The 13,207-nt window shown below is 33.6% G+C and carries 10 protein-coding genes; 6 read left to right on the forward strand and 4 right to left on the reverse strand.

Annotation, left to right across the window (positions count from 1 at the left end):
• The first annotated feature begins 9 nt into the window (after window positions 1-9).
• The 4 genes from CHAB381_RS05215 (at window position 10) to CHAB381_RS05230 (ending at window position 5,524) form a co-directional block, all read left to right on the forward strand.
• Window positions 10-1,737, forward strand: coding sequence for a peptidoglycan D,D-transpeptidase FtsI family protein (locus CHAB381_RS05215; RefSeq protein WP_223429418.1), 1,728 nt, complete (start codon window positions 10-12; stop codon window positions 1,735-1,737).
• Between the two features lie 59 nt (window positions 1,738-1,796).
• A complete protein-coding gene (locus CHAB381_RS05220; protein ID WP_012108971.1) occupies window positions 1,797-4,178 on the forward strand; it encodes a heavy metal translocating P-type ATPase in 2,382 nt (793 codons plus the stop codon).
• Between the two features lie 2 nt (window positions 4,179-4,180).
• On the forward strand, window positions 4,181-4,408 hold the full coding sequence (ccoS, locus tag CHAB381_RS05225) for a cbb3-type cytochrome oxidase assembly protein CcoS (RefSeq protein WP_012108972.1): 228 nt from the start codon (window positions 4,181-4,183) through the stop codon (window positions 4,406-4,408).
• A gap of 96 nt (window positions 4,409-4,504) precedes the next feature.
• Window positions 4,505-5,524, forward strand: a complete 1,020-nt coding sequence (locus tag CHAB381_RS05230) for an AI-2E family transporter (protein ID WP_012108973.1) — start codon at window positions 4,505-4,507, stop codon at window positions 5,522-5,524.
• Window positions 5,525-5,969: 445 nt separating this feature from the next.
• Here the strand turns inward: CHAB381_RS05230 and dnaK are convergent, their stop codons facing one another.
• The 4 genes from dnaK to CHAB381_RS05250 form a co-directional block, all read right to left on the reverse strand.
• Window positions 5,970-7,874: a molecular chaperone DnaK gene (gene dnaK / locus CHAB381_RS05235; RefSeq protein WP_012108974.1), complete on the reverse strand. Its 1,905-nt coding sequence runs from the start codon at window positions 7,872-7,874 to the stop codon at window positions 5,970-5,972.
• A gap of 73 nt (window positions 7,875-7,947) precedes the next feature.
• Complete coding sequence (locus tag CHAB381_RS05240; RefSeq protein WP_012108975.1) at window positions 7,948-8,532, reverse strand: nucleotide exchange factor GrpE; 585 nt, start codon at window positions 8,530-8,532, stop codon at window positions 7,948-7,950.
• Window positions 8,529-9,317 carry an HrcA family transcriptional regulator gene (locus tag CHAB381_RS05245; protein ID WP_012108976.1) on the reverse strand — a complete coding sequence of 263 codons (789 nt, stop codon included), beginning with the start codon at window positions 9,315-9,317 and terminating at the stop codon, window positions 8,529-8,531. Before CHAB381_RS05245 ends, CHAB381_RS05240 begins: the two co-directional genes overlap by 4 nt.
• Before the next feature lie 381 nt (window positions 9,318-9,698).
• On the reverse strand, window positions 9,699-11,033 hold the full coding sequence (locus CHAB381_RS05250; protein WP_012108977.1) for a sodium-dependent transporter: 1,335 nt from the start codon (window positions 11,031-11,033) through the stop codon (window positions 9,699-9,701).
• Between the two features lie 156 nt (window positions 11,034-11,189).
• Here CHAB381_RS05250 and CHAB381_RS05255 point away from each other — a divergent pair, with 156 nt between their 5' ends.
• Both CHAB381_RS05255 and CHAB381_RS05260 read left to right on the forward strand, forming a co-directional pair.
• Window positions 11,190-12,059 carry a cation diffusion facilitator family transporter gene (locus CHAB381_RS05255; RefSeq protein WP_012108978.1) on the forward strand — a complete coding sequence of 290 codons (870 nt, stop codon included), beginning with the start codon at window positions 11,190-11,192 and terminating at the stop codon, window positions 12,057-12,059.
• A gap of 99 nt (window positions 12,060-12,158) precedes the next feature.
• On the forward strand, window positions 12,159-13,169 hold the full coding sequence (locus CHAB381_RS05260; protein ID WP_012108979.1) for a carbon-nitrogen hydrolase: 1,011 nt from the start codon (window positions 12,159-12,161) through the stop codon (window positions 13,167-13,169).
• Window positions 13,170-13,207: the final 38 nt, after the last annotated feature.

Below are 13,207 nucleotides of genomic sequence, written 5' to 3' on the forward strand. Positions count from 1 at the left end.
TTTTTATATGTGGTTTATTATTGGTCAAGTGCAAATCGCCGTCTGCCGAATTTAAAATCATCTGAAATAAACACCGCAATTCGCGGCGAAATCGTAACAAGCGACAACTATATAAGCGCAAACTCACAAAAACTTTACAAAGTAAGTGTGGATAGCAGAAGTATAGACCCGAATAAATTGGAACTTTTTGTAAAACTTTACTGTATTTATACAGGAGATAACGAAAAACGCGTAAAAGACGCGATAACTTCCTCAAAAGGAACAATTGTATTAAGCTATAAAATAGACGCTAAAATGGCAGTTCATCTAAAAGAACTCGCAAGAAAACTGAATTTGAAAAAAGTTTTTGTCTCTTTTTTGACACCAAGCGGAAAATCAAATCCGCCTATTAGAATGAGCGTCTCACAAAGCGGCGAAAAGCGGGTTTATAATACAGCAGACAGTCTAACTCCGCTAATTGGCTACATAAATAAAACAGAATTGGATGGAATTACACGCGTTAAAGGCATAAAAGGCATCGAAAAATACTATGAATATTATCTTAATCCGATTAATGATGAAAAAATTTCAGGTTTGCGTGATATAGGCGACAATATAATTTTAGAAAAATCAAGTCGCAAATCAAGCAAAATAGACGGATATGACGCAATTTTAAATATCGACCTTAAGGTTCAGAAAGAGCTCGAATTTTTAGCGGACAATGCGGCAGACGATTATGACGCAAAAGAAATTTTAATAGCGGTTATGGATTCGAAAAGCGGTAAAATTTTAGCCCTTGCTACGAATTTGCGTTATAATCCCGGAAATATTACAAAAAAAACATTTTCAAATTTAAACTCAACCGCAAGCGAATATGCTTATGAAATGGGATCTGTTATAAAACCGATAATTTTTTCAATAGCTTATGAAACCGGCATGGTGCGCCCAGATGAGATGATTCCGACTTACAACGGCTCATATAAATTAGGCTCCCGCACTATAAAAGATACGCACCCTGCAAATGAAATGAGTGCAACGGATATAATCGTACATAGTTCAAATATCGGTATGATAATGATAAGTTCCCGTTTAAGCGGAGAAATTTTACATTCAGGTTTGGAAAAATTCGGTTTTATGCAAAAAACGGGAATCGATCTTCCTTACGAACAAAAAGGCTATATGCCGGATGTTTTCTCGCTTGAAAATAAAGTATATAAAGCTACCACGAGCTACGGATACGGACTTCAACTTACATTTTTACAACTTTTAAACGCTTATATGATTTTTAATAATGACGGCGTTATTATTTCTCCAAGAATTGTTTCGTATCTACGTAAAAACGGCGAATTTTATCAAGTAAATGAAGCTGAAAGCAGAAATGTTATAAGCAGTGAAACGGCAAATGTATTAAAAGAAATTTTGATTCAAACAGTTGAGCGCGGAACCGGTAGAAAAGGTCAGGTAGAAGGTCTTCAAATAGGCGGTAAAACAGGAACTGCAAGAATTGCAAGCGGCGGTGGATATTCAAATCTTTACAACAGCTCGTTTTTCGGTTTTGCAAACGATAAAAGTTCAAGCTTTACAATAGGCGTTTTGGTTAGAGAGCCGAAAAAAGGAAGCTATTATGCCGCTCAGAATGCACTTCCTACTTTTAGAAAAACTGTTGAAATTTTGGTAAATAACGGATATTTACATCCGTCAATCACTGATAAAAATCGCGTAATAATAAAAGATGAAAACGAAATTATCAAAGATTAAAATTTTAAAGTAAAAAGTAAGTATAATCGAAATTTTAAAAAATATACGAAAAGGCGAAAATGGCTAAATTAAAATGCGATCATTGCAAACTCGGTTTTGATGAAAGCGCGATGATACATTGCGAAGACGGACATAAATTTTGTTGCAACGGCTGCAAACAGGTTTTTTATCTTTTGCAGGAAAATGGACTTGAAGAATTTTATACAAGACTTGGCAAAAATACATTAAATCCGGCAAAAACACGCGAAATTTCAAAAAATGAAACGGAAGCGATTTATGAAAATTTCGTGCGCCAAAACGCAGACGGTTTTAATGAAATTTTCATAATCATAGAAGGAATTCATTGCTCAGCCTGCGTTTGGCTAAACGAAAAAGTGCTATTTAACTCAAAAGGCGTGATAGAGGCAAATATAAATGCCACAACAAACAAAGCCAAAATCGTTTGGGATGAAAACGAAACAAATCTGGCTGAAATTTTCTCAAAAATAAAATCAATCGGTTATGAGCCGTATCCTTACGATCCAAATCGCAGTGAAACACGCATAAACTCGAAACGCCGTGAATTTTACGCAAAACTGATTGTAGGAATTTTTTCCGTAATGAATATAATGTGGATTGCAGTTGCACTTTACGGCGGATATTTTAGCGGAATGGACGCAGCTACAAAGGATATTTTGCATTTTGGAGAGTTCATTTTGGCGACGCCAGTGCTTTTTTATACAGGAAGCGTATTTTTTAAAGGAGCATTTTTTGCCATAAAAAACCGCACGCCGAATATGGATTTGCTTATCGCGACAGGTTCAGGAATAGTATATATTTACTCTGTATATGCGATGCTTGCAAGAAACGGCGAAGTGTATTTCGACTCGGTTGCTATGATTATTACTTTTGTTTTTATAGGAAAATATCTTGAAATTTTAAGCAAGAAAAGAGCTACCGACAAACTTGATAACTTTTCAAATACCATAATAGGTGCCGTTTTAGTAAAAAATGAAAAAGGCGGGTTTATAAATAAAAAAGCGGACGAAATCAGTATAGGCGATGAAATTTTACTGAATGAAGGCGCGAAAGTGCTGATAGACGGATGCGTAATAAGTGGAAATGCAAGTTTTGATTATGCAAGCATAAACGGAGAAAGTGTGCCTGTCAGTGTGCAAGCAGGTGATGAAATAAAAAGCGGCGCAATTTGTATGCAAGGATCTGTCGTTTACAGAGCAAGCGCAAATTTTAAAAACTCGCTTTTAAGCAAAATTATAGATTTATTGGAAAACGCACCTCTTAAAAAACCTCAAATTGAGCGTATGGCAAATGAAATTTCAGGAATTTTTTCTATTGTTATTTTAACTCTGGCGGCGCTTACTTTTTTTATATGGCTTTATTTCGGTTCGTTTGACAAAGCTCTTATTACAGCCGTCAGTGTAATCATAATAGCCTGCCCTTGCGCACTTGGACTTGCTACGCCTGTTGCCACGCTTGTAGGTCTTGGCGCAGGATTGAAAGAAAAAATTTTATTTAAAGAGGCGAAAACTATTGAAAATATAGCAAAATGCGACACGATAGTTTTCGATAAAACCGGAACTTTGACAAACGGCAAGTTGAAAGTAAATAAAAGCAAATTTTTAATCGATTTTGACATTTCTTTACTAGATTCATTACTTAAAGCTTCAAATCACCCGATCAGCAAAGCTGTTAACGAATTTTTAAATTTTAAAGGCGAAAATTTAAAAATTTCAAATATCAGAAATTTCCCGGCAAAAGGAATAAGCGCAAATTTCGGAAATATAAAAATAAGCGGCGGAAGCGCTAAATTTATGAGAGAACTTGGAATAAAAAATGTAGAGCATTTAGATACGAGCGAATATTTTTTTGCAATAAACGGCAAACTTGCGGCTATTTTCGAACTTAGCGACAGTATAAAAAATGATGCGAAATCAAGCGTATCGGAACTTGAAAAACTTGGTTTTGAAATTTTTATGTTAAGCGGCGACAACGAAAACGCTGTAAAGAAAATCGCAAATGAAATAGGAATAAAAAATTATGAAAGCGGTGTTTTACCGGATAAAAAAGCAAAATTTGTACAAAATTTAAGCAAGCGGAATAAATTTGTAATTATGGTTGGCGATGGCGTCAATGACGCACCTGCTCTAAGCCTTGCAAATGTCGGAATTTGCCTAGGTTCAGGCGCTGATATAAGTATGGAAAAAAGCGATGTTGTGCTTTTAACAGACGATCTTACAAGCCTTGTGTGCGCTATAAAAATTGCAAAAAAATCATTTAAAAAAGTAAAAGAAAATCTTATTTTCTCGCTTTGCTATAATGCGATAACAATTCCGCTTGCCTGTTTAGGTTTTATTATACCGCTATATGCGGCGATTTCCATGAGTTTCAGCTCATTAATCGTAGTGTTGAATTCGCTTAGACTTAAAAATTTCAGGAGGTAAAAATGAGTGGAATAATAGGAATTATGCTCGGAGTCAGTATTTTTTTGGGAGGCATTGCTCTTTTTGGACTTTTATGGGGAATTAAAACTCATCAATTTGACGATTATACAAAATTTTTGGACGGCACAAAATACGACAGTGAAGAAGCTCTAAGAGATGCTGTAAAAATGGAAGAAAAGAAAAAAAATGCACTAAAGAAAAAACATGAAAAATATATGCCGCCTGATTGAAAATATTATTTAAAATTTGCTTTTAGGATGTATAATTTTTAGAAGTTCTTATCTTTTTCATAAAAATTCAAGCATTTTAAAATTTAAGGAAATCTCTTGAAATTACAGACATTTTTAATAACACTGGCGTCTATAGTTATAATTTTCGCAGGATTAAAAGCTGCAAATTCAGTTGTAGTACCATTTTTACTTGCAACTTTTATAGCTATTGTAACATCACCGATTTTAGATATTTTAGAAAAAGTTAAAATTCCTAGAATCATCTCTTTTATACTTGTGACGTTCTGTATGCTTGGATTTTTAGCATTTATCGGAAGTGTGGCGGTTGGTACGATGTTTGACTTTTTAGGACAACTTCCTGAATTTAATAGAAAATTCCAAATCATACTAAATGAATGGATGGAAAATCTAAATAACACAGAATTTAGAGATATGATAGTTTTTGATCCGAATATGTTTAACTTGGAATCTAATAAAATTATTACGACAACAAGCTCGCTTGTCAGAAAAACAGGCTCAATTATGTCGATGTGGCTTTTTATACTTTTATTAGTTGCTTTTATGCTTTTTGAAACAAGAATAATGCAGGAAAAGGTAAAATATCTAAGCGTAAAATACTCAAACGCGATAGTTTTTGTGCATTCATTTGTCTATAACCTTAAAAGATATCTTTTTATAAAAACAATCGTTTCAACAGCAACCGGTATTATTATAGGTTCAGGGCTATATTATTTAAACATACCTTATGCGGTTTTATGGGGAATAGTAGCTTTTATAATGAACTATATACCAACAATCGGCTCGTTTGTAGCTGCCGTTCCGGCTGTTTTTATAGCTCTTTTAAGCGGAAATATTTCAGATGCGATCTGGGTTATCATCCTCTATACTGCTACAAATACTATTTTAGGTGTGATTTTAGAACCGAGACTGGTCGGCGAAGAACTTGGAATTTCAACTATAACTGTGCTTTTCAGCTTACTTTTATGGGGATATGTCTTAGGGATAGGCGGACTTTTTTTAGCGGTTCCACTAACTATGACTATTCAAATCGCACTTAAAATAAACCCTAAAACAGAATTTATAGCTGTAATGTTAAGTAATAAAGTTGAAAAGTAAAACAGTATTTAATTCTCAACCAAAATATATTATATCGTGTAATAATATCTGTAAAATTTTAGGATATTTATTTTTTATAAAAAAATATAAAATTCAACAAGTAGTGCGCATAATAAAATAATGCATATATATTAGTATAAAAACTTGCGGCGCAGTTTAAGTTAAAAAAGTCTTTGAGATAAAATATATTTGATATAAACTTAATGACAACACAAATAAAATACAAAATCCAATTTTAAAATTTATTTCTCTTATTTTAGAATATTTCATATAGCTTAGTGTTATAAAATTTGTCATATATTATAAGTAGCAAAAAAATATAATGTTTTAATACTTTAATTTATCACCGTTAGATATTAATCTTGATTTTTATATGTTCCGTGAAATTATTTGTTAAATTTAAGAAGAAAGGCGTGAAAAGCTTCACGCCTTTATATGTTTTGAATTACTCGACTTCGGCGTCTATAACGTCGTCGTCTTTTTTTGCACCGGAATTGCCGTTTGAACCTGCATTACCATTGCCTCCGGCAGTACCGCCTGCATTTTTACCTGCAGAAGCTGCTTTATACATCTCTTCGGCTGTTTTGCTTAGAGCTGAAACTTTTGCGTCAATTTGTTCTTTTGTGGCATTTTCATCTTTCAATACAGCTTTTAAATCATTTAGCGCAGCTTCTATTTTTGCGCGAAGATCGGCAGGAATTTTCTCACCCATTTCATTTAATGTTTTTTCTGTTTGGTGAGCAATCGCATCAGCGCCGTTTCTTGCGTCAACACTCTCTTTTCGTTTTTTGTCATCTTCTTTGTGAAGCTCTGCATCTTTTACCATTTTATCAATTTCTTCATCACTTAATCCGCTTGAACCTGTGATTTTAATATCTGTTGCTTTGCCTGTGGCTTTGTCTTTTGCAGAAACAGTTAAAATTCCGTTTGCATCGATATCAAATTCAACTTCAATTTGAGGCACGCCTCTAGGAGCCGGCATAATTCCGTCAAGATTGAAATTTCCAAGGCTTTTATTATCTCTTGCAAATTCTCTTTCACCTTGTAAAACGTTGATTGTAACTGCGCTTTGGTTATCTTCCGCGGTTGAAAAAACTTGAGATTTTTTGGTAGGAATTGTGGTTCCTTTATCTATCAATTTTGTCATTATGCCGCCAAGAGTTTCAATTCCAAGGCTTAAAGGAGTTACATCAAGCAAAAGTACATCTTTGACATCACCTTTTATAACGGCACCTTGTACAGCAGCGCCTACAGCCACGACCTCATCAGGATTTACTGATTTGTTCAAATCTTTTCCAAAAGCCTTTTTAACCTCTTCACAAACCAAAGGAACACGAGTAGATCCGCCTACCATAACGACCTCTTTTATATCGCTCATTTTGAGTCCGGCATCGCTTACAACGCTATTTAAAGTAGAAATTGTCTCACCTACCAAATTATCTATCATGCCTTCAAATTTTGCTCTTGAAATTGTCTTCATAAGGTGTTTCGGACCTGTTTGATCAGCTGTTATAAACGGCAAATTTACAGTTGTTTCCATAGCGCTTGAAAGCTCTTTTTTGGCATTTTCGGCAGCTTCTTTTAGACGTTGCATAGCCATTACGTCGCCTTTTATATCAATTCCGCTCTCATTTTTAAACTCGCTAAGTAAGTAATCAATAAGTTTATTATCAAAATCATCGCCGCCCAAAAATGCATTTCCGCCTGTTGCTAAAACTTCTACAACACTATCACCAGTTTCAAGCACCGTTACATCAAACGTTCCGCCACCCAAATCATAAACAACTATTCTCTCGGATTCTTTTTTATCAAGACCGTAAGCAAGAGCTGCAGCTGTCGGCTCATTGATAATTCTTAACACATTAAGTCCTGCAATTGTTCCTGCTTCTTTTGTGGCTTTTCTTTGACTATCGTTAAAATACGCAGGCACTGTAATCACGGCATCAACAACCTTTTCACCAAGATAACTTTCGGCATCTTCTTTTAATTTCATCAAAACTTTTGCCGAAATTTCTTGTGGAGTATAAACTTTGCCGGCAATCTCGACAGCGCAAGCGCCATTTCTATCCACAATCTTATAAGGAAGCCTTTTTTTAGCTTCTTGCGCATTTTTCTCATTCATCATAAGACCCATAATTCTTTTTATAGAATATATTGTCTTTTCAGGGTTCGTAACAGCTTGACGTTTAGCACTGTCACCAACTAAAATTTCGCCTTTATCCGTAAAAGCGACTACAGAAGGAGTTGTATTTTTTCCCTCTTTGTTAGGAATTATCTTGCTCTCGCCGCGCTCGTAAACGCTAACGCAAGAGTTTGTCGTTCCTAAATCAATTCCAATTACTTTTGACATATTTTATCCTTTTATTAAATTTATTATTTTCTTTACAAGCTAAATTTAAACGTATTTTAATACATTTATTAAACTATTTAGCGACTACGACCATTGCAGCTCTTAAAACTCTGCCTTTATACATATAACCTTTTTGATAAACCTGCACTATATCGCCACTTTCTTTACCTTCAGCCTCGATTTGCGAAACCGCGTTATGTATATTATGATCAAATTTACCGCTCACATCGATAGGCGTTATTCCGTGTTTTTCAAAATTTTTAAGCAAAATTGTCACACATTGTTTAACACCGTCTTTTATTTGCACTGCAAATTCGTTGTCTTTTACATCGATATTTAGCGCCGCATCAAGTGCATCAATTACAGGAAGCATATCTTTCGCAAAATCCTCGTTGGCATAATCCACAGCCATTTTCAAATCTTTTTGCATACGCTTTTTCGAGTTTTCAAAATCGGCGTTTTCTCTGTATAATCTATCTTTTAAAGCTTCAAAAGCGACTTTTAATTTTTCAAGTTCATTATCCTGATTGTTTTCTAAGCCGTCGTCGCGAAATTCGCCCTGCTCTTTTTCACAATTTTTTAAATCATCGCTTTTTTTGCAACCGATATCACCGCACATATTTAAATCTTGTTGATTTTTATTTTTTTCTTCGCTCATGCGACCTCCATTATAGTGTTAAAAAATTTTTCATAATCTTCATAAATGCTTCCAGCACAAATCATTACAGCGTCTTTTCCTATAAAATTTATATCGCGTTTTACACCCATAAATCCGCTGTCAAATTCAGGTGAAAATATAATATTTTTATTAAATTTCACTGCAAAAGTAGGATCCAAAAGAATTCTAAAACGTTCGTCTTTAAAAATTTTATAAGCTACAACCTCGTTTGCCAAAAATTGAATTTTTGATCTTTTTAGCTCCGCAATCTTTGTGCGAAGCTCCATAAAACCGATTTGCATTGTAATCTTTTCAAGCTCTTCAAGTGTAATTCCAACCAGATTGATTAAAACATTGAAAATTTTATCATTAAATTTAAGAATAATTTCATCATCACCAAAAACCAGAATGATAAATCTATCATTATAATTTAAGACTTCTTTTAAAATTTCGCTGTTTGATGTAAAAACCATGCAGTAAATTTCAAAATCTTGAACTATCATTGATAAATTATTTAAATCTTCTATTTTTAATTTTTTGTCAAATTTCAGTCTTGATCGCCAATATTTTTGCATAATAGAAACAGTAGGAATTCGTCCGCCACTGACGTGAAGTTGTCTAATCGCGCCCTCTTCACTAAGTTTTTTAAAATATACGCGAATTGTTGAAGCCGGAATTGAAATTTGCATTCTTGAGCACAACTCATTCGAGCCGATTGGAACGTTATCATCCAAATAGGCGGAAATAATCGAATCAAGTATCAAATCTCTTTTGCTTATTTTCATTTATTAGCACTCTTTCTATTTAATTGCTGATGTATTATACAATATTGAGTGTATTTATGTCAAGTATTTTATAAAATTTTTTAGAAATATTTAGTCAAATACACTCAACTTTATAAAATTCTTTAAATTTTAAGTAAATTTTTATACATTATTATTTTTTATAAAAATTCAATACAATTTTAAAAATAAATCTAAAGGAAAAAATATAGTTTATTAAATTACAGAAAATATTACGAGTTGTAATAAATCTCTTCCGACATTTACACACAATATTTATCTGTAGTTCGTATAGTGCACGATTTTTCGTTGATATTGCAAACGCAATGACTCTAAAACTGTTTTTATTCTTACCGATTTTTACGTAATTTATTACGCAAAATTTTAAATATTTTGCGTAATAAAAATAACTAAAACCGCTAAAGGTGCGATAAATCTAAGCAAAAAATACCAAATTTTAAAAAGAGTCTCGCCCATATAAGGCAAAAGTAAAATTTTTACAGGTTTTGAGCTGATTACAAAACCCACAAAGATTGATGTGACAATTCCTGAAATCGGCATTAAAACATTTGAAGTTAAATAATCCAAAATATCAAAAAAAGATTTTCCTCCGAAAGTAAAAATTCCGCTAGTTTCTTTGTAATATCCTAAAATACAAAAAATTCCCAAAACATAAGTAACACCAAAAAGTAACTCGGCAGCTCTTTTACGTGAAAAACGTTGCGAATTTACAAGGTAATAAACGCTTGGTTCAATCATAGAAATAGCTGAAGTGATAGCCGCAAAAAGTAAAGATAGAAAAAACGCAAAGGCTAAAACATTTCCTACAAATCCAAGTTTTGAAAAAAGCACTGTCAAAGAGACAAAAATAAGTCCAGGTCCTTGTTCGCCAGGATCAGCTCCAAATTCGAATATAAATGTAAAAACTATTAAACCCATCATAATACCGATCAATACATTTATAAAAACGATACTAAGACTTGATGTTAAGATATTTGTGCGCTCAGGTAAGCTTGCGGCGTATGTAATGATCGTTGTAACGCCAAGAGAAAGTGTAAAAAACGCAAGTCCCAAAGCGGAAAGCACACTATCTTTGTTGAGCACACTAAAATCAGGTATAAGCAAAAATTTAGCACTTTGCAAAAATCCGTCATAGAACATAGAATAAATAACCATAATAATCAATAAAATAAACAAAGCCGGCATCATCCATACATTTAATCGCTCAATGCCGTTTTTTACGCCTTTTGAAACAATATAAAAACAAATCAAAGAAGCGATCGTAAAGCAAATCAAACTTACCAAAATATCATTTTCAAGAAGCGAAGTAAAAATTTCTCCGCTTTTATCTATATTTGTAGGAAGCGAAAATAAAGAAACGGCAGTATATTTTAATATCCAGCCCATTACAACACTATAAAACGAATAAATCAAAAGTGCACTGATCATAAAAAATCCGGCCGTGCTCCACGCTTTTTTATGTTTTGGCGCAAGCTTATAAAAAGCATTTACCGCATCACTTTCAGAAAGTCTGCCTATAACAATTTCAGCCAAAAATATAACAAAACTTACACAAAAAGTTAAAAGCAGATAAAGTAAGATAAAAGCGCTTCCGCCATTTTGTCCTACCAAAGTAGGAAATTTCCACGCATTTCCTAAACCGACGGCACTTCCTGCGACAGCTAAAATAAAGCCGATTTTGGTAAATTTTTCGTTCATTTCTTATCCTAAAATTTAAATGTTTCAATTGTATTATAAATTTTATAAAATTAAGCTTTTATTTTTTTAATTATGATTTTAAACTGAAATTTAAAAAATTTTAGCTATATTATCAAAATACAAAATATTTTGATAATAAAGAAGGTCTTTTTTACTATGCAAAGTAAATTAAATGCACCTAAAATTGCAGGAATTACGGCTTTTTGTCTTGGCGGCGTCAAACTTGCAGCAGGGCTTATCAGCGGTTCTGTGGCGGTTATAAGCTCAGCGATTGATTCTATTATGGATTGTATGATCTCTTTTTTTAATTTCCTTGCGATTAAAAAATCCGACAGCGAAGCAACAAAGCAGTTTAATTATGGTTTCGGCAAACTGGAAGCTTTGATGGCAAGTTGCGACGGTCTTTTTATCGCGGGGATTGGCTGTTTTATTTTTTTCTCATCAATTAAAAAAATAGCTGCAAATGACCATTCTATCGATTTTGGCATAGCTTTTTGGGTTATGCTTTTTTCTACGATTGTTACTTTTTTCTTGGTTTTGTTTTTAACAAAGCAGTTTAAACTCGCAAATTCTCTTGTTATTAAAGCCGATATTTTGCACTATAAAACTGATCTTTTCACAAATATCGGCATAATTATCACACTTATTTTGATCAAAATTACAAATCTTGTCATAATTGACTGTATTGTAGGAATTTTGATTAGCGTTTATATTATTTTTTCAGCTGTAAAACTCATAAAAGACGGCATTTACGTTTTGCTTGACGGCGCACTTGAAAATGAAATAGTAAATGATATAAAAAATAAAATTGCAAAAACGCCCGAAATTTCAGATTTTCATAATTTTAGAACCAGAAAGAGCGGCGATACATGTTTTTTCAGCGCGCATTTGGTATTTAATTCTGACATTTCTCTAAAAAAAGCTCACGACATTGGCGATGAAATCGAAAATTTTTTGAAAGAAAAATATAATTTTTACACTTGGCAAATAGATTTGCATTTCGATCCGACTGATGATTCAAAATAATAATGTTTGCTTCGGTTTAATGTTGTGTCTTTGAACATTTTCAGGCGAACGATTCAAAATAATACGTTATAATTTTTCAAAAATTTTAAAGGGTTAAAAATGAAAAATCTAAAAATCGCTCTTGTTTCTCAAAAATTTGCGGGCAGTGTCTTAAAATGTCGCCAAAAAAGCGTGGAAATGATAGAAAAAGTAGCAAAAGACGGTGCTAAACTTGTCATTTTGCAAGAACTTCACGAATGGGCTTATTTTTGTCAAAGCGAGCGCGTTGAAAATTTCGCTTTGGCTGAAAATTTTAATGAAAGTCTGAAATTTTGGGGAGAAACGGCTAAAAAATTTGGCATAGTGCTTGTAACTTCACTTTTTGAAAAACGCGCACCGGGACTTTTTCATAATACGGCGATTGTTTTTGAAAATAACGGAGAAATAGCTGGAAAATACCGCAAAATGCATATTCCTGATGATCCTAACTTTTATGAAAAATTCTATTTTACACCTGGAGACTTAGGATTTGAGCCGATAAATACCAGTGTCGGAAGACTTGGAGTTTTGGTTTGTTGGGATCAATGGTATCCAGAAGCTGCGCGCCTGATGGCTTTGAAAGGCGCTGAAATTCTTATTTATCCAACTGCAATCGGTTGGTTTGACGGCGATGATGAAGCTGAAAAATCACGCCAACTTGAAGCTTGGGTTGCAGTTCAAAGAGGACATGCTGTAGCTAACGCGCTTCCTGTAATTGCCGTAAATCGTGTAGGATTTGAAGCTGAGAAGATTAGCGATATCATAAAAGAAGATAACTTCAACGGCGAAATTTCGGATGAAATTTTAAATGAAAATGACGAAATTTCATGCGAAAATTTAGACAAAATTTGCAAAAAATCAAATGACAAAAAAAACGCTAGCAAAATTTCAAACGGAATTCGTTTTTGGGGAAACAGCTTTGTTTTCGGCGCGCAAGGCGAGCAAATTTTTAGAGCAAACAGCACGGATGAAATTGCAAAAGTAGTTGAACTTGATATGCGAAGATGCGAAAATGTCCGCGCATGGTGGCCATTTTTACGAGATCGCAGAATAGACGCATACGACAAACTCACAAAAAGATTTATCGACTGAAACTTACAAAAGCTGAAATTTTAGATAAAATCATCTAA

The organism is Campylobacter hominis ATCC BAA-381, from assembly GCF_000017585.1.
Taxonomy (GTDB): Bacteria; Campylobacterota; Campylobacteria; order Campylobacterales; family Campylobacteraceae; genus Campylobacter_B; species Campylobacter_B hominis.